General features: G+C 41.1%; 20 protein-coding genes, 3 tRNA genes and 1 riboswitch. Of the genes, 17 read left to right on the top strand and 6 right to left on the bottom strand.

Annotation, left to right across the window (positions count from 1 at the left end; genetic code table 11):
- The first annotated feature begins 19 nt into the window (after nucleotides 1-19).
- The 8 genes from F944_RS11305 (at nucleotide 20) to ribB (ending at nucleotide 3,994) form a co-directional block, all read left to right on the top strand.
- Nucleotides 20-94: transfer RNA gene (locus tag F944_RS11305), tRNA-Gln, on the top strand.
- Between the two features lie 16 nt (nucleotides 95-110).
- Nucleotides 111-185 (top strand) — tRNA-Gln (locus F944_RS11310).
- Nucleotides 186-277: 92 nt separating this feature from the next.
- A tRNA-Gln gene (locus F944_RS11315) sits at nucleotides 278-352 on the top strand.
- A 155-nt stretch (nucleotides 353-507) separates the two neighbouring features.
- A complete protein-coding gene (locus F944_RS11320) occupies nucleotides 508-1,461 on the top strand; it encodes a ribose-phosphate pyrophosphokinase (protein WP_004990629.1) in 954 nt (317 codons plus the stop codon).
- Between the two features lie 99 nt (nucleotides 1,462-1,560).
- Nucleotides 1,561-1,857, top strand: coding sequence for a 50S ribosomal protein L25 (rplY, locus tag F944_RS11325; protein ID WP_004990631.1), 297 nt, complete (start codon nucleotides 1,561-1,563; stop codon nucleotides 1,855-1,857).
- Between the two features lie 20 nt (nucleotides 1,858-1,877).
- Entirely contained in the window at nucleotides 1,878-2,459 is a 582-nt protein-coding gene (gene pth, locus F944_RS11330; protein WP_004990634.1) for an aminoacyl-tRNA hydrolase, read from the top strand.
- Between the two features lie 136 nt (nucleotides 2,460-2,595).
- The gene (gene panD, locus F944_RS11335) at nucleotides 2,596-2,976 is read left to right on the top strand and encodes an aspartate 1-decarboxylase (RefSeq protein WP_004990637.1); all 381 of its coding nucleotides are present in this window, start codon (nucleotides 2,596-2,598) and stop codon (nucleotides 2,974-2,976) included.
- Nucleotides 2,977-3,099: 123 nt separating this feature from the next.
- Nucleotides 3,100-3,242: riboswitch (FMN riboswitch) on the top strand.
- Nucleotides 3,243-3,334: 92 nt separating this feature from the next.
- Nucleotides 3,335-3,994, top strand: coding sequence for a 3,4-dihydroxy-2-butanone-4-phosphate synthase (ribB, locus tag F944_RS11340; RefSeq protein ID WP_004990638.1), 660 nt, complete (start codon nucleotides 3,335-3,337; stop codon nucleotides 3,992-3,994).
- Nucleotides 3,995-4,023: 29 nt separating this feature from the next.
- Here ribB and F944_RS11345 read toward each other — a convergent pair whose 3' ends face one another.
- Nucleotides 4,024-4,509, bottom strand: coding sequence for a DUF1289 domain-containing protein (locus F944_RS11345; RefSeq protein WP_004990639.1), 486 nt, complete (start codon nucleotides 4,507-4,509; stop codon nucleotides 4,024-4,026).
- A 311-nt stretch (nucleotides 4,510-4,820) separates the two neighbouring features.
- Between F944_RS11345 and trhO the strand changes: the two genes are divergently transcribed.
- Nucleotides 4,821-5,753 (top strand): oxygen-dependent tRNA uridine(34) hydroxylase TrhO, encoded by a 933-nt coding sequence (gene trhO, locus F944_RS11350; RefSeq protein ID WP_004990642.1) that lies wholly within the window; start codon nucleotides 4,821-4,823, stop codon nucleotides 5,751-5,753.
- 62 nt (nucleotides 5,754-5,815) lie between these two features.
- On the opposite strand, the gene F944_RS11355 is transcribed toward trhO, so the two are convergent.
- Together F944_RS11355 and F944_RS11360 are read right to left on the bottom strand one after the other, a co-directional pair.
- A complete protein-coding gene (locus F944_RS11355; protein WP_004990644.1) occupies nucleotides 5,816-6,376 on the bottom strand; it encodes a GNAT family N-acetyltransferase in 561 nt (186 codons plus the stop codon).
- Between the two features lie 38 nt (nucleotides 6,377-6,414).
- Nucleotides 6,415-7,455, bottom strand: a complete 1,041-nt coding sequence (locus tag F944_RS11360; protein WP_004990646.1) for an Atu2307/SP_0267 family LLM class monooxygenase — start codon at nucleotides 7,453-7,455, stop codon at nucleotides 6,415-6,417.
- 170 nt (nucleotides 7,456-7,625) lie between these two features.
- Here F944_RS11360 and F944_RS11365 point away from each other — a divergent pair, with 170 nt between their 5' ends.
- Nucleotides 7,626-8,234 (top strand): DedA family protein, encoded by a 609-nt coding sequence (locus F944_RS11365; RefSeq protein ID WP_004990652.1) that lies wholly within the window; start codon nucleotides 7,626-7,628, stop codon nucleotides 8,232-8,234.
- Between the two features lie 2 nt (nucleotides 8,235-8,236).
- Nucleotides 8,237-8,890, top strand: a complete 654-nt coding sequence (gene tmpT, locus F944_RS11370; protein WP_004990654.1) for a thiopurine S-methyltransferase — start codon at nucleotides 8,237-8,239, stop codon at nucleotides 8,888-8,890.
- Nucleotides 8,891-8,956: 66 nt separating this feature from the next.
- Here tmpT and F944_RS11375 read toward each other — a convergent pair whose 3' ends face one another.
- Together F944_RS11375 and F944_RS11380 are read right to left on the bottom strand one after the other, a co-directional pair.
- Nucleotides 8,957-9,481, bottom strand: a complete 525-nt coding sequence (locus F944_RS11375; protein WP_004990656.1) for a YecA/YgfB family protein — start codon at nucleotides 9,479-9,481, stop codon at nucleotides 8,957-8,959.
- A 72-nt stretch (nucleotides 9,482-9,553) separates the two neighbouring features.
- Complete coding sequence (locus tag F944_RS11380; protein ID WP_004990657.1) at nucleotides 9,554-9,760, bottom strand: PA3496 family putative envelope integrity protein; 207 nt, start codon at nucleotides 9,758-9,760, stop codon at nucleotides 9,554-9,556.
- 358 nt (nucleotides 9,761-10,118) lie between these two features.
- On the opposite strand from F944_RS11380, the gene rpoD reads away from it, so the two are divergent.
- From rpoD to F944_RS11410, 6 genes are all read left to right on the top strand, one after another.
- Nucleotides 10,119-12,005, top strand: a complete 1,887-nt coding sequence (gene rpoD / locus F944_RS11385; RefSeq protein WP_004990659.1) for an RNA polymerase sigma factor RpoD — start codon at nucleotides 10,119-10,121, stop codon at nucleotides 12,003-12,005.
- A gap of 105 nt (nucleotides 12,006-12,110) precedes the next feature.
- Nucleotides 12,111-12,398: a YbeD family protein gene (locus F944_RS11390; RefSeq protein ID WP_004990660.1), complete on the top strand. Its 288-nt coding sequence runs from the start codon at nucleotides 12,111-12,113 to the stop codon at nucleotides 12,396-12,398.
- Between the two features lie 256 nt (nucleotides 12,399-12,654).
- Nucleotides 12,655-13,314 carry a lipoyl(octanoyl) transferase LipB gene (lipB, locus tag F944_RS11395; protein WP_004990662.1) on the top strand — a complete coding sequence of 220 codons (660 nt, stop codon included), beginning with the start codon at nucleotides 12,655-12,657 and terminating at the stop codon, nucleotides 13,312-13,314.
- A gap of 79 nt (nucleotides 13,315-13,393) precedes the next feature.
- Nucleotides 13,394-13,927: a hypothetical protein gene (locus tag F944_RS11400; protein WP_004990664.1), complete on the top strand. Its 534-nt coding sequence runs from the start codon at nucleotides 13,394-13,396 to the stop codon at nucleotides 13,925-13,927.
- Nucleotide 13,928: 1 nt separating this feature from the next.
- Entirely contained in the window at nucleotides 13,929-15,113 is a 1,185-nt protein-coding gene (locus tag F944_RS11405; RefSeq protein ID WP_004990666.1) for an iron-containing alcohol dehydrogenase, read from the top strand.
- A gap of 268 nt (nucleotides 15,114-15,381) precedes the next feature.
- The gene (locus F944_RS11410) at nucleotides 15,382-16,767 is read left to right on the top strand and encodes an APC family permease (RefSeq protein ID WP_004990667.1); all 1,386 of its coding nucleotides are present in this window, start codon (nucleotides 15,382-15,384) and stop codon (nucleotides 16,765-16,767) included.
- A 41-nt stretch (nucleotides 16,768-16,808) separates the two neighbouring features.
- On the opposite strand, the gene ypfJ is transcribed toward F944_RS11410, so the two are convergent.
- A complete protein-coding gene (gene ypfJ / locus F944_RS11415; protein WP_004990670.1) occupies nucleotides 16,809-17,708 on the bottom strand; it encodes a KPN_02809 family neutral zinc metallopeptidase in 900 nt (299 codons plus the stop codon).
- Nucleotides 17,709-17,714: the final 6 nt, after the last annotated feature.

Here is a 17,714-nt window from a genome sequence, read left to right on the forward strand (position 1 = left end):
CATCTGAGATTTCTGTATTAGGGGCGTCGCCAAGTGGTAAGGCACCGGGTTTTGATCTCGGCATCCGTTGGTTCGAATCCAGCCGCCCCTGCCATTACAGATTTCACATTAGGGGCGTCGCCAAGTGGTAAGGCACCGGGTTTTGATCTCGGCATCCGTTGGTTCGAATCCAGCCGCCCCTGCCATTTACATCATGAAAGTCAGACTGGTTTTTACTTTGTTTTTTGTTGAATTTTCTTGACATAAACAGGTAAAAATATTAAAGTTCTGCCGCATTAGGGGCGTCGCCAAGTGGTAAGGCACCGGGTTTTGATCTCGGCATCCGTTGGTTCGAATCCAGCCGCCCCTGCCATATAACAGATTGTTCCTTAAACTACCCGTTAGAAAAATGAAATATTTTTCTTTTGCGCTCGGGCAAAGCATTGCTTTACCCCTTTGGAAAATAATGCTTTTTTCCCTTGCGCTCGGGTGAAGCGTTGCTTCACGTAATCCTCGCTCAGGTGCTTCATGCCCAATCTTGTCGTTTTTAGTGGAACTGCTCATCCACAATTTGCTCAAAAAGTCGTTAGTCATTTGCACATCCCTCTGGGAGCCGCTGCTGTAGGTAAATTTTCTGATGGTGAAATCACTGTCGAAATTACTGAAAATGTGCGTGGCAAAGACGTTTTCATTGTTCAGCCTACCTGTGCACCCACCAACGATAACCTGATGGAAATTCTGGTGATGGCAGATGCCTTGCGTCGTGCCAGTGCGGGACGTATTACGGCTGTGATTCCATATTTTGGTTATGCTCGTCAAGACCGTCGTCCACGTTCAACGCGTGTACCTATTACTGCAAAAGTCGTTGCAGATATGCTGACTACAGTTGGTATTGACCGTGTGGTGATGATTGACTTACATGCTGACCAAATTCAGGGCTTCTTTGATATTCCTGTCGATAACATTTATGGTACTCCTGCATTGCTTGCTGACTTACGTCAACAACAGCATCACAACTTAATGGTCGTTTCGCCAGATGTTGGTGGTGTTGTTCGTGCGCGCGCAGTGGCCAAGCAAATGGGTGATATTGATTTAGCGATTATCGATAAACGTCGTCAAAAAGCCAATGAATCGCAAGTGATGCATTTGATTGGTGATGTAAAAGACCGTGATTGTGTCATTGTTGATGACATGGTCGATACAGCAGGTACATTGTGTAAAGCAGCCGATGCACTTAAACAATTTGGTGCGCGCCGTGTGATTGCATATGCAACTCACCCTGTTCTTTCAGGTAAAGCGATTGAAAACCTGACTAATTCTGTGATTGATGAATTGGTTGTGACAGATACCATTCCTCTTTCTGTGGAAGCGCAGAACTTAGGCAAGATTCGTCAAGTCTCAGTTGCGGGCATGGTTGCTGAAACAATTCGTCGTATTAATAACGAAGAATCTATTAGCGCAATGTTCGATAGTTATCTATAATAGCGCAGCTTTTTTTCTAAACCCTAGCTTTGGCTGGGGTTTTCTATCACTAAACTGGTCGCAAGTTTAGTTTATTTAAACCTTAATGAGGATTTACTCATGGCAAATTTCGTATTAAACGCTCAAGCGCGTGCTGACGACAAACAAGGGAAAGGTGCGAGCCGCCGCCTTCGTCGTGAAGCATTAATTCCTGCTATCATCTATGGTGGTAATGCAGAGCCTGTAACAGTCACTTTAGAACTTCGTGAACTTGTTAAAGCGTTAGAAAACAATTCATTCTTTGAAGAAGTTGTTGAAATCAAAATTGGTGACAAAGTTGAAAACGTTAAAATCCAAGCGTTGCAACGTCATCCTGCTAAAAACACACCAATGCACGCAGACTTTAAACGCGCGTAAGTTGTGTTGAGCGTAAATTAGTGTCAAATATTTCACTAATTGTTGGTTTGGGCAATCCCGGCGCGGAATATGCTCAAACCCGCCATAATGCAGGTTTCTGGTTTGTTGAACAACTTGCAGATCAGTATGGTATTACACTCAAAAAAGATCCAAAATTTAACGGTTATACTGGGCGTGGTACAATACAAGGACATGATGTCCGTCTATTGATTCCAACCACATTCATGAACCGCTCTGGTCAAAGTGTTGTTCCCTTTGCCAAATTCTATCAAATTGCCCCAGAATCCATTTTAATTGCTCATGACGAACTGGATATGAATCCTGGTGTCATTCGCCTAAAAAGTGGTGGTGGTCATGGTGGTCACAATGGTCTGCGTGACATTGTTCCGCATATTGGTGCAAATTTCCATCGCTTACGCATTGGTATTGGTCATCCTGGTTCGAAAGAACGTGTTTCAGGACATGTACTGGGTAAAGCCCCTAAAGATGAACAACAATTGATGGATGATGCAATTCATCATGCATTAAGCAAAGTGAAATTGATGGTCGATGGACAAATTTCACAGGCAATGAATCAAATCAACGCCTATAAACCCAATTAATATGATTTGTCGAATATTGCTGCTTGCCATACGCATCTTTTAAGAGCAAAATGCGCATGCAAATGCCGACTCAAAAAGTCAGATTACGTTTCAACCATAAGATCATACGCTTAGGTCAACTCAGGAGACGCTAGCCATGCTATCTCGTTTATTAAAATGCAAAATTCACCGTGCAGTGGTTACGCATGCCGAACTTCACTACGAAGGTTCTTGTGCAATTGACGGCGTATTAATGGATTTAGCAGGAATTCGCGAATACGAAGAAATTCATGTCTGGAACGTCACCAATGGTAAACGTTTTGCGACTTATGCGATTCGTGGTGAAGACAATTCGGGTATTATTTCAGTCAATGGTGGCGCAGCACATCAGGCTGATGTGGGTGATCTTGTGATTATTGCAACATTTGGGGACTTTACTGAAGCCGAAGCAAATGCCCATAAACCGCGTTTAGTTTATGCGAATCCAGATAACACCGTGAATCACACTGCAAACTGTATCCCAGTGCAAGTGGCTTAAAAATTAGAAATGAATAAAAAGCTCGCATTTGCGGGCTTTTTTATGCCTATTTGAAATAAGCTTTGAACCTATTGTTCTAAAAAAGTACTCGTTTTTTAGTTGAAAACGACTATAATTATTGAACATCGCTTCAGGGCGGGGCGTAATTCCCCACCGGCGGTAAACTCAACATGAGTAAGCCCGCGAGCGCTTGACTGTATCTGGTCAATTGCAGATTTGGTGCAAATCCAAAGCCGACGGTATAGTCCGGATGAAAGAAGACGACGTTTCACAGTAGAACATTTCTGTTCTATTGTCACGACCCTATTTCTGCATCAGTCCTGAAATGTTTAACCGTAACTTTACGAGAGCATTTCACATGTCTAGTTTAATTCAACCTGAAATTTTCTTTTCAGCTCTATCCCCTGCCGAACAAAGAATTCAACAAGCCTTAGAAGATATACGTCAAGGCAAACCTGTTCTAGTGATGGACGATTTTGACCGCGAAAATGAAGCGGATCTGATCGTTGCCGCAGAAACATTAAATGTAGACACCATGGCACGCATGATCCGTGATGGTTCTGGAATTGTCTGTTTTTGCTTAACGGAACAGCTTGCCGATCATTTAGACTTACCGCCAATGGTACAAAATAACTCAAGTCAGTTTCATACTGCATTTACTGTGACGATCGAAGCAGCTCAAGGCGTAACTACGGGTGTATCTGCACAGGATCGCGTCACTACAATTCATACCGCGATTAAAGATGGCGCTGTTGCCAGTGACCTCAATCGTCCTGGCCATGTATTTCCTTTACGTGCGCGTAATGGTGGCATTTTAAGCCGACGTGGTCATACAGAAGCCACGATTGACCTTGCTCGACTTGCAGGATTAAAACCATCTGGAGTGCTATGTGAGTTAACAAATCCCGATGGAACAATGGCATCGGGCATTCAAGTCTTAGCTTATGCTCAGACCCATCACCTTACTGTGATCACTATTGAAGAGTTAGTTCAATATCGAATCAAACATAATATTTAAAATCGAGAGAGCCCCTCCACGGGGCTTTTTTAAGATTCTTCGACTATCGGTAGCAAATGAGTCCGCATCCCGTCTGCGCGTAACCACGCAAAGTCATAACTGGCTTGTGCCAATGATAAGATACGTCTTTCAAATTCCTGCCAAATAGCTTTAACCTGATCCCCGCGAATTGATAGACCACTCTCCTCAGCCAGATGCTTATTTTTTTCACAAAGTTTCAGCGCATGATATAACTTTCGTCCTTTCGTCGCATGTTCAAGCACACGAACACGCTTTAACTCTAGAAATTGCATCACCACAATTAAATTGGCATTGGGCAGCATGGGAATTAAAATCTGATCTAATTGTGAATCCAAACGCTTCCATATACTGAGCTGCTGTTCAAGCGTAAATGTATTCCAGCGTATAATTTCATGATTGAAACGGCGACATCCACGACAAACATTATCCCCGAACGTCGTTGAACAACGTCCTGCACATGGGGTTATCGTAGGGATGCGGCGATCATTACTCAAAATTTGTCTCTCTGCGTAAAGCCCCAATCAAATGGAGCTTCGTTTATTCTAGGTCATCTGCTTATACTATATCTTGTATGCAATGAAATTTTAACCACAATACTTGGTATTTTGAATAGAAATACGACAGTTATTTGATGTATATCTTCACACCGCGGATATCTCACTGTAATCAGAAAGATTTTATTTTGAGCTAAATACTTTTTTAGATTTTGAAATAATCCCTATGAAATGTATTACTTTCTCGCCTAATTCTATATTTCGCGCTAAAATACGCGCCAGAATTTTTCTCTCATCTTTTGGAGTTTTCCATGAACGCTACTGTAGAACAGCTTGCACCTGTAGAACAGCAAGCGACCACTGATTGGGTTGTTGCCGCGCTATATCAATTTAAAGAAGTTAGCAATGCTGCCGATTTACAGCAACGTCTTCTGGATCTAGTCAAAACCATTAATCTGTGTGGAACTCTGATCGTTGCAAGTGAGGGAATTAACGGTACGGTTGCGGGTGATCGTCAGGCCATCGATACGATTCGTCAGTTTTTATTGAATGAAGGTTTTCAAGCGATGGAATACAAAGAGTCACTAAGCTCTGAAAAACCGTTTCGTAAAATGAAGATCAAACTTAAACAAGAAATTGTGACCTTGGGTGTTGAGGTCAAACCACGTGATTTAGTCGGCCATTATCTTGATCCCAAAGAATGGAACGAACTGATTAGCCGTGACGATGTGATCTTAGTCGATACCCGTAATGATTATGAATATAAAGCGGGAACATTTAAGGGCGCGATTGATCCAAAAACTGAAACTTTTCGTGAATTCCCAGAATATGTCAAACAAAATCTGGAACAGCACAAAGACAAAAAAATTGCCATGTTTTGTACGGGCGGGATTCGCTGTGAAAAATCAACTTCTTTACTTTTGCAAGAAGGTTTTAACGAGGTTTATCATCTCAAAGGCGGTATTTTAAAATATCTGGAAGAAACGCCTGCCGAAGAAAGCTTGTGGGAAGGTGAATGTTTTGTATTTGATGGTCGTACTGCGGTAACACATGGCGTGGAAGAAGGTCAGAATATCAAATGTCATGCCTGTGGCTGGCCTTTAACTCCTGAAGAATCAGCTTTACCAAGTTATGAACATGGCGTGTCATGCGTGTACTGTATCGACAAAACTTCTGAGAAACAAAAAGAAGGTTTCCGTATGCGTCAGTCACAAATTGCCGCCGCAAAACGTAAACGCCTTTAAGATTTCTATGCATTCATGAATAGATTTAAGCCGAAATTCGTATTTCGGCTTTTTTATGGTTTTTACGCCATTTGCCCTAAGATAAAAAATTGTCCCGAGGCCAAAACCACTTTATCTAAAACTTGCATGCCCAAAGCATCATGAATTTTAAGCGAAATAGGATTATCCGCATCGATAAAAGCCACAATGGCATCGAATCCTTCAGCTTTTAGTTCTTTTAAGGCTTGATCATGTAAGGTTTTGGCAACGCCTTTGCCACGAAACTGATCATCGACCAAAATCGGACCATAAGCTGCATAGCGTAAATCTGCCAAAGGGGTTTCCTGTAAGATTAAAATATTGGCATGTTCTTGGATATACGCCAAAATCTCTGGGCCTTCAGACTCAATTTCACGTTGTATCACCAAAAAACCAGCAGCTTGCTCTTCTATCTCAGCCACAGAAATAGCCGATAGTTCAATCCAGTGTTGCACCAGTTGATCAAAATGTGGATTGTCCTGTACAAAACCCGCGTCCAGATTTCGTCCAGTTTGATTCATCTGTTGTTTTAAATTATGGTGGTATAGCTCAATCATCCAGTCTTTGTCTTGCTGAGTCACTTGCCTGATTTTGATCGGTGTCATATCCCTGCCTCACTTTTTTGTTGATGATGCATCCTTTTTCAAACGGATTTACTTACCGCTTTTCTCACTTCTGGTGCTATTTTTGTTCCATAAATTTCAATAGCGCGCATCATATGCTGATGCTCCATCGCTCCAGTATCTAGATGAGCCGCAAATCGAGTCAGCCCAAAAGTCTCAATGACTTCAATAATCTTATCCGCGGCATAGGCTGCATCACCTACGATCAGGTGACCTGCCTGACTACGTCCCTGCTCGTATTGTTTGGGTTTATAACTGGGCCAACCGCGTGTCGCGCCTACACGATTCATTTGTGCGGCGTAAGTGGGATAATGAATATTCATGAGTTGCTGGCTATCATCGACAAAAAAAGCATGCATGTGTACGCCGACCTGAAAATTCTGCATATCGTGACCATAGGCCTGATACGCTTGTCGGTAATAATCAAATAAAGCTTTGAAGTTATGATAATGACCACCAATAATCGCAAACATGACAGGTAAACCTAAACGTGCAGCACGTTCGACAGACTGCGGGGTACCTCCGACAGCGATCCAAATCGGTAATTTTCCATGTTTAGGCCGTGGATAAATCTCCTGATTGTTGAGTTCTGGACGAAATTTACCTTTCCAAGTGATCGGATCATTTGCATTAATTTTTAATAATAAATCGAGTTTTTCTTCAAAAATTTCATTGTATTGATCGAGGTCATAACCGAACAAGGGAAATGATTCAGTAAATGAGCCACGTCCTGCCATAATTTCGGCACGTCCATCAGATAACAGATCAATCATGGCAAAATCCTGAAAGAGCTTGACAGGATCAGCAGAACTGATCACCGAAACTGAACTTGCCAAAATAATATGTTGGGTTTGAGTCGCTGCTGCCGCCAAAATAATTTCGGGCGCTGCAACCACATAATCCGCCCGATGATGTTCACCAATGCCAAAATAATCGAGCCCCACCTCATCCATCAATTTAATTTCTTCAATAATTTCTTTCATCCGAATTTCAGGAGACTGAATTTGATTTGTCGCCAAATCAAAACGCGAATCTCCGAACATGGTAATGCCAAGTTGCATAGCCTGATCCTTTTATTATCATCATTCCATCCTAAGCGATGCTGCTTTAAGTTACATGCCTGATTATGTAGGGAAATGTATAGAAAAAATTACATACGCTTATTTACATAAGAAAGATTTAAAAACAGAGACTTAATCTTTAATATCAATGTATTTACCAATACATATTTATGGACAATTGGATCATCCAGATCATTGAGAGTCTGGGCTATTTCGGCATCGCTTTTTTGATGTTTCTGGATAATGTTTTTCCTCCCATCCCCTCAGAAGTGATTATGCCGAGCGCGGGCTATACTGCTTCTCGTGGGCAGCTTCAGATTGTAGGGGTGATTATTGCAGGCAGTATAGGGTCGATATTGGCTGCTGCCGTTTTGTATGCCATTGGCCGTAAAATCCCCCAAAAAGCACTGTTTAGATGGGTCGATCGTTACGGGCGATACTTATTTATTCACTCCAAAGATTTAGAGAAAGCGCTGAATTGGTTTGAACGATATGGACATCGCATCGTGTTTTGGGGGCGAATGATTCCTGCGGTTCGCTCTTTAATTAGTATTCCTGCTGGCATGAGTCAAATGCCTTTTAGCAAGTTCATGCTGTATAGCAGTTTAGGTACCATTATCTGGACCACATTTTTAGCCTGCATCGGTTTTTATTTTGGTGAAAATCAAGAACTGATGTTTACGATTATGCATCGGGTGGGATATATCATTTTAGCGATTACCTTATGCTTTTGTGCATGGTGGCTCTATCGTAAATTTTATAAAATTAAACCGAGGTAACTATGCAACACGAATTTTGGCACCAGCGCTGGCAGGAAAATCGAATCGGATTTCACCAATTTGTGCCAAGTCCGCTCATGGTTTCATATTTTAATGGATTAAATTTAAAGCCTAATTCACGTGTTTTTGTGCCTTTAAGTGGTAAAACACTCGATATTCGTTGGTTGCTCCAACAAGGGTTTCGTGTGATTGCAATTGAACTCAGCCAAATTGCAGTGGTTGCTTTAATTGAACAACTCAGCACAGATTTTGGATTTGATTTTGAAATGTCAGAACAAAATAATCTGATTCATTACTCACATCCACAAATCGATATTTTCGTCGGTGACTTTTTTGATCTGACTCAAAAACAATTGGGACAAGTCGATGCGATTTATGATCGTGCTGCGCTGATTGCCTTGCCTTATGAAATGAGACAACAATATGCACAACACCTGATTCAGATCAGTCAGGCGGCACCTCAATTTCTGATTAGCTATGAATATGATCAGGGCAGCTTTGAAGGGCCTCCGTTTTCCGTTGAATCTGACGAGATTCATCAGCTTTATCATCATGTTTATGACATCAAATGTTTAACAGAACAATATGTGGATGCGCAAAAAAATAAAGGAGATCATCCTCGCAGTAAAGTCTGGTTACTTCGCACGAAAATATAAGCATAAAAAACACCTCAGTTTGAGGTGTTTTTATTATTGCTTTGCTTCACTTCGTAAAGTGAACATTTAATTAGGCGTGTGATACATCAGATACAATTCATTTAAATTATCTGGGATTTCTTCCGCCAATTCGTCCATCAACTGACCATTACGACGGAAAGATTCCATTTGAGGATCTTCTTCATCAATGCCACTAAACACCATGATTGGCAAAGTCAAATCAACTAATTGTTCTTCATATTCTGGTGCAAACCATGCTTCTTCATTTAGGAACATTGCATCGACAAAACCGACGCTCCAGTCGCCTAAACTTGAATCCACGTCTGCTTCTTCAATTTCAAAAGGAAATTCAATCCCTTCTTCATTGGCCAAGTTTTGACGAATCGAATCTAGCCAAAGTTTAATTTGTTCAATAATCGCAGCAGGAACTTTTTTCTGATTGCTTTCAAATAACTCATCTAACCAGCGATCAAACTGCGGGCCAACTGCAATCGCACACAGAAAACCATGAGTGGCCGCAAAATCCAGACCATGTTCATTTTGGTCACCATCAAGATAATCACTTAATTGATCTAAATCCAAGGTACTCATTGTTTATCCAGTGTTATCAATAAATAGCATATAGCATAACATTTTCAGTTCGCTATGCGGTGTCTGATTGTATTAGTCTTCGTCATCCAGATCATCGTCATCAAAGTCATAATCAAAGTCTTTTAACTCACGCTCTAAACGGCGTTGTGCCAAAAGATCATCAATTAAACGTCGCTTTTCCAATGACTCTTTTGCACTGATTTTGCCTGATGCTTCATCAAAACTAACATCATCATCATCACCGTAGCTATCATCTAATTCAAAATCTGTAGAAGACACTAAAACTACCTCGTAGTGAAAAAATGTGAATAGGTCTAGGCGCTATTTATCTTGCCTAATCGGGCATGTCAAGTTTTTTTTATTTTTTTCGACTTTAGCGGATTATTTGTATCTTTTTTCATCAAAAAATTTGTATATTGATAAAACTCTTGCTAACGTCTATCGATAATTCTTGATGAAAAATTTAGGATGACATAACTTGAAAAAAACAATTCCAACCCAATATTCAAAAAATAGCTGTGAAATCAAATATATTTTTTAATTCAGATGTAAGCGATCAAATCGAAAACATTTAGAGCGAATTGTGCTATCATGCACGGTTTTTTACTGCCACAGATTCAACGAAGAGTAAGCAAAGATGAGCGATATGCATTCCCCTACTTCCCAAGTAGCGGCTCTGATTAGCCGAGGCAAAGAACAAGGTTACTTAACCTACGCTGAGGTCAACGATCATCTCCCAGACTCAATTACCGAAAGCGAACAGATTGAAGACATCATTCAGATGCTTCAGGACGTTGGTATTCCTGTGCATGAACGTGCGCCTGAATCTGATGATGCAATGTTTGGCGAATCCACCGAAGCTGCCGATGAAGTTGCAGAAGAAGAAGCGGCTGCGGTATTGGCATCGGTTGAAAGTGAGCCTGGGCGTACGACTGACCCAGTGCGTATGTACATGCGTGAGATGGGAACAGTTGAGCTCCTGACTCGTGAAGGTGAAATCAGCATTGCAAAACGTATCGAGGAAGGTATCCGTGATGTCTTGCACTCAATCGCTTACTGGCCAAATGCTGTTGAAGTTGTATTACAAGAATATAATGACTTTTTAACTGGTGAACGTCGTCTTGCCGATATTCTTTCAGGTTATCTTGATCCTGAAACCGATGAAGACATTCCAGAAGTGCTTGAAGAAGAAGCTGAACTGGAGGAAGACGAAGAATCTTCATCTAAGACCACTAAAGAGGTGAAACTGGATGATGATGACGAAGAAGAAGAATCTGAAGGTGATGATGATTCTGAAGGTGAATCTGGTCCAGACCCAGAAGTTGCGAAAGTTCGTTTTGAAGAATTAGAAGCTGCGTGGAATAATACCAAAGCGGTGATTGAACAACATGGTCGTAGCAGTGAACAAGCCAATGAAGCTTTAGAATCACTTGCATCTGTGTTTATGATGTTCAAATTTACACCACGTCTATTTGATATTATTTCAGAAATGATCCGTGGTACACACGAACAAATCCGTGCTAATGAACGTGAAATCATGCGTTATGCAGTGCGTCGTGGTCGTATGGATCGTAATCAGTTCCGTACCAGCTTTCCTGGTCAGGAATCTAATCCAGCATGGTTCGATGAACAGATTGCAAAAGCCCCTGCTGAAATGCGTTCGTACTTAGAAAAAGTTCGTCCTGATGTCTTGGCATTCCAGCAAAAAATTGCCGATATCGAAAAAGATCTCGATCTTCATGTTCGCGAAATCAAAGATATTTCTAAACGCATGGCAGTTGGTGAAGCGAAAGCTCGTCGTGCCAAAAAAGAAATGGTGGAAGCTAATTTGCGTCTGGTGATTTCGATTGCCAAGAAATATACCAACCGTGGTTTACAGTTCCTTGATTTGATTCAGGAAGGTAACATCGGCTTGATGAAAGCAGTGGATAAGTTTGAATACCGTCGTGGTTATAAGTTTTCGACCTATGCAACATGGTGGATTCGTCAGGCGATTACCCGTTCGATTGCGGATCAGGCGCGTACCATTCGTATTCCTGTCCACATGATTGAAACCATTAACAAAATCAATCGTGTATCACGTCAGTTATTACAAGAAATGGGTCGTGAACCGACACCAGAAGAATTAGGCGAACGTCTGGAAATGGACGAAGTCAAAGTTCGTAAAGTGTTGAAAATTGCCAAAGAGCCAATTTCGATGGAAACACCAATTGGTGATGATGAAGATTCGCATTTGGGTGATTTCATTGAAGACTCAAACATCACTTCACCAGTGGATGCAGCGACTTCAGAAGGCTTGAAAGAAGCCACTCGTGAAGTGCTGGAAAATCTGACTGAACGTGAAGCCAAAGTCTTAAAAATGCGTTTTGGTATTGATATGCCAACCGATCATACTTTGGAAGAAGTAGGTAAACAATTTGACGTTACCCGTGAACGTATTCGTCAGATTGAGGCAAAAGCACTGCGTAAATTACGTCATCCTTCACGTTCTGAACACTTGCGTTCGTTCCTTGAAAATGACTAATTTGAATCAATGAGCAGTCACTTGAAATTTGAGTGACTGTCCCCATTTAATATTCAAATACATACAATGCCTGCATTTTCGCAGGCATTTCATATGGAGAATGTTATGTTAGACCGTACTCCTTCTCGCGAATTACAAGAACATCTTTGGGTTTTTCCAATGGATTATCCAATCAAATTGATTGGTAATGCGGGAGATGAGCTTCGTACTGCTGTGATTGATATCTTGCAAAAACATTTTCCAGAATTTGATGGCGATTCACTCAAAGTGCAACCATCTCGCACTGGAAAATATCACTCGATTACTGCGCAATTGCGTTTTGATGAGCTTGAGCAAGTACATGCCTTATATGCTGACTTGGCTGCATGTGAACACATTCGTACTGCACTCTAAAACAAAGCGACAAATAAAAAACACGCCTGTAGGCGTGTTTTTTATGGCTGAACAGAATCTAAAATCAATGATCGGGTCTTTAATCAAATAAAAAGTTGCTTCTTCAACCATCTCAACCAATTTATGAATGATTTTATAGCGCTTTTTATTCGTGATTTACACACATCACATATAAATCAGTGTGATCCATGATTTTATTCATAACTAACTTCTTTATAATGAACAAGTATTTTGATTGAACATAGGGCTGACATTTGTGAATAACGTCATAATCAAACCAACTTTGACTATACGTCAATATCAAAACTTGACCCCTTATGCTGATCGTTTTCAAGAAATGAAAAATCTGACTGAACAACGGGATGAAAATACACCCGATCAACTCTGGATTTTGCAACATCCAGATGTGCTCACGCAGGGACAAGCAGGTAAGCCCGAACATATTTTAATTCCAACTGATATCCCTGTGGTACAGTCCGATCGCGGTGGGCAAGTCACTTGGCATGGCCCAGGTCAAATGGTCATTTATTTTATGTTTGATCTAAATCGCTTGAAATGGAATGTACGAACATTGGTCTCTTTTGCTGAAAAGCTGATGATCGATCTGTTAAACAAATATGCAATCAAGGCCTATGCCAAACCTGATGCACCGGGCGTTTATGTGGACGAACGTAAAATAGGATCACTCGGGTTTAAAATCCGACGTGGACGCAGCTATCATGGGTTAGCGTTAAATATTGATTGTGATTTAACTGGCTTTCAAACCATTAACCCTTGTGGTTATGCGGGGCTGGAGATGGTTCGCTTATCTGACCTTGTTCAAGATTATCCAACGTTTGAACAGCTTGCTTCAGATGTAGTTGAATATTTTAACAACACCGATTACTTTAGTGACGTAGAAGTCACCTCTGCATAATTTACTTTATTTTTTCCAAAAAACTATTTAGAGTAATTACTCTAAAACTCAAAATTAGAATGTTAAAAGGGATAAACGTGTGATTTCAAGTAAAACCGTAAAACCCGCATTGCAAATGGGCTACGTCAAACTCATGATGGATGTGATTGGACGTGGTCTCGTGATGGCAAATCAGGTCGATCAAGAAATACAAAATGAAGTGGCGAAATTTCCAGTAGGCTTTGTTTTATCCATGAATGTATTCCCTAATGGGCCTGCATTTGTCGCGAAAGTGACTGAAGATAAAAAATTGCAACTGATTTCGCTTGAACAGGAAAAACCTGATTTGACCATTACTTTCAAGCATTTAACCCATGCTTTTATGGTATTTTCATTTCAGGAAAGTACGGCACAGGCATTTGCAAATGACCGTATGATTGCTGATGGCGATGTCTCCAGTGCAATTCGACTGGTACGCTGCCTCAATAAAATGGAATCTCTAATTTTACCAAAAGTCGTGGCATCGCTCGCCGTAAAACAATATCCAACCGAGCTTAGTTTGAAAGATAAACTCAGCGAAGCAGCCAATATTTATCTGAAAGTCGCACAGTCATACTTAAAACGGAGTGTATAAAATGGCTAAACCGTATTATGAATTTTTTTGTCCAGTTAAAGTCATTGCAGGCAGTGCTGCTTTAGAACACATTCCATTTGAACTTGCGACTTTAGGTTCAAAACGTCCGATGATCATTACAGATAAAGGCGTAAGAGCAAATAAATTACTTGAGCCGATTGAAACGGCTTTTGCATCTACTGATGCTGAAATTGGCTATATTTTTGATGATGTGCCACCAGATTCAAGTCTGGAAACCGTCCGTAATGCTGCCCAGTTTTATCGTGACAACAACTGCGATGCAATTATTGCAGTCGGTGGTGGTTCAGTGATTGATACCTCAAAGGCAACCAATATTTTAGTGTCTGAGGGTGGTAACGATCTACTCAAGTATTCTGGTGCACATAACTTACCTAAACCACTCAAACCATTTTTTGTGATTCCAACCACATCAGGAACAGGTTCGGAAGTCACCATGGTTGCGGTGGTTTCAGATACGCAAAAGAATGTAAAACTGGCATTTGCATCTTATTATCTCATGCCGCATGCTGCGATTCTTGATCCACGTATGACCCAAACTTTACCTGCACATTTAACTGCCATGACAGGTATGGATGCACTGACGCATTGTGTGGAAGCTTATACTTGTCTAGCCGCAAATCCGTTAAGCGATGCCTATGCAAGTGCGGGCATTAAAAAAATTAGTGAAAACTTGTTTAATGTCATCGAAAACCCATCAGATGCACAAGGTCGTTTAGAGTTGGCACAAGCTTCAACCATGGGCGGAATTGCATTCTCTAATTCTATGGTCGGTTTGGTACATTCGCTTGGGCATGCATTAGGCGCAGTTGCACACTTACCACATGGTCTTTGCATGAACTTATTCTTACCGTATGTGCTTGAGTACAACAAGGAAGTAAATGGCAACAAAATCGGCGAATTGTTACTGCCATTGGCGGGCGCAGATATTTATGCACAAACCCCTGCTCATCTTCGTGCTGAAAAAGCCATTTCGACTATTTTAGCCATGCGTGACCGTTTATTCATGATGACCAAATTGCCACGTAATTTACGTGAAACAGGTAAAGTGACAGAAGCACAGCTTGATGAGATTGCAGAAAAAGCGCTCAATGATGGTTCAATTATCTATAATCCCAAAGAAGCGAACTTTGACGATTTAAAAGCCATTTTACAAAAAGCATGGTAATTTAAAACGCATTCGCTGTTGTTACTCTAAGTAAGAGTCTGAATTCTCAAGTCATTCAGACTCTTTTCTTTTTTTATGATTTTCATTCATCATAGTTTTTAGCAAATTGGCAAAAAATTTGCTAAAAAATCCACAAAGTTACTGACAAAAGGCATCGATTTAGGATAGATTGGCGCACTTTACTTTTTCATATAGGGGGGATCGTTCGTCTCAAACGATCCTTAACAGACATGACTGATCCTTGATCAACGATTATGAGGATACGCCGTTGACAACTCACACTGGGACTCAACCTGCGGCTAAACTGCAAAAAAATCTTGTGCTATGGCACATCATTATCATCGGTTTGGCATACATTCAGCCCATGACTGTATTTGATACGTTTGGTCTCGTATCACAAGATAGCCATGGACATGTACCAACGTCATATATTTTTGCTTTAATTGCAATCCTACTTACGTCCATCAGCTATGGACATATGATTAGGCGGTATCCTTCTGCTGGCTCAGCATATACTTATGCACAAAAATCCATTCATCCCAATGTCGGGTTTATGGTGGGCTGGTCATCATGGCTCGATTATTTACTCTCTCCGTTGGTCAATATTATTTTGGCCGATATTTATCTGCGTGCGCTGTTTCCAGATGTCAATAACTGGATTTGGGTCATTGGCTTAACCATCATTATGACTGTGGTCAATTTGTTTGGTGCTCGTTTTGTGGCTCGTTTTAACAGTACGATTGTTTTTATCCAGATTGGTGTCATTTTCTACTTTACGTATAAAGTCTATTTGCTGCTCACTCAGGGCATGAATGCCGATGGTAGTCTGGATCAATCACAATACCAACTCTGGAGCATCGCACCTTTCTGGAATGAGATGACATCTATTGGTGCGCTGATCACAGGTGCAACCATTCTGTGTTTCTCATTTACGGGCTTTGATGCATTGTCATCTTTGGCGGAAGAAACCAAGGACACTGAAAAAGTATTGCCTAAAGCCATTTTCCTGACTGCATTAATTGCAGGGGTGATCTTTATTATTAGCACCTATTTTATGCAGATTTACTTTCCGAGTGACCCTGCAAATTACTTCAAGAAAATTGATGAAACCCAGCCTGAAATTTTATTGGCAATTGGCGGGATCACTTTCCAAACGGTGATTCTTTATTTTGCCATTGTCACGGTGATGGCATCAGGGATTTCAGCCCATGCTGGTGTTTCACGTTTAATGTATGTGATGGGTCGTGATGGGGTCATTAACAAGAAAATCTTTGGACATATTAGCCCTAAGCTTTATACACCTACCTATAACATCATCATTGTAGGGGTGGTGGCGCTTGCAGCAGGTTTCCTTGATTTTGAACATATCGCCAATCTAATTAGTTTTGGTGCGTTAACTGCGTTTAGTTTTGTCAACTTCTCAGTGATTTCACGCTATGCATTGCGTGATGGACGTACCAAAAATATCAAAGATATTTTTAATTATATCGTTATTCCTGTACTTGGTTTTGCCAGTGTATTTATGATGTGGCTTGAAATCGATCAACTTGCACTGAAAATTGGTTTGATTTGGGCTGCGATTGGAGTCGGCTATTTAGCTTACAAAACACGTGGATTCCGTTATCCACCTCCGCAGCACAATGAACATGAATAAATCTTAAAAATAAAGGGCTTAGATAAGCCCTTTATTTTTTATTAGAGATTGGATTCAAAAGTATTACACTGGTTTAAATCACCCGTTTTAAGTCCGACCTGAAACCAATGCATACGTTGCTGACTGGTACCATGGGTAAAGCTGTCTGGTACCACCTGACCTGTTGCCTGTTTTTGCAAATAGTCATCACCAATTTTTTGTGCGGCATCCATCGCCTCTTCAATATCACCTTGCTCTAAAAATTGGGTTCTCTGCTCATTATGATTTGCCCAGATACCTGCAAAACAATCGGCTTGTAATTCTAATCTAACCGAAAGCTGATTGCCTTGGGTACGACTACCTTGCGCCTGTGCTTGTTGTACCTGAGAAGAGATTCCAAGCAGATTTTGCACATGATGACCGACTTCATGTGCTATCACATAAGCCTGTGCAAAATCGCCTGCTTGATCTTGACGGGAAAGTTCAGTTTGATTTTGCTCACCCGATATTCCCATTTGCTGACGCATCTCTTTAAAGAAAGTGGTATCAATATAGACTTTTTGATCTGCTGGGCAGTAAAAAGGCCCCATTGCAGCTTGAGCTGTACCACAGCCTGAACGAATCGCGCCAGAAAACATGACCAATTTTGGTGGAGTATAAGTTCCGCCTAACTGTTTAAAAATCGGCGACCATGTATCTTCTGTATCAGCCAACACTGTGCCGACAAATTCAGAAGCCTCCTCCTGTTCAGGTGTCAGTTGTTGAGGAGCCTGATCACTGACCTGCTGTTGTTGAGTAACGCTTTTAGTCGCCTGATAAGCCATTTGTGGATCGACACCAAAAAACTTCCATGCCACAAAAGCAACAATTAAACCCAAAATACTAATACCACCTGCTTTGGCAGCGCCGCCACCACGACGATCCTCCACATTGGTACTGATACGACGACCTTTCCAGCGCATAATTCA

The organism is Acinetobacter ursingii DSM 16037 = CIP 107286, from assembly GCF_000368825.1.
GTDB classification, from domain to species: domain Bacteria; phylum Pseudomonadota; class Gammaproteobacteria; order Pseudomonadales; family Moraxellaceae; genus Acinetobacter; species Acinetobacter ursingii.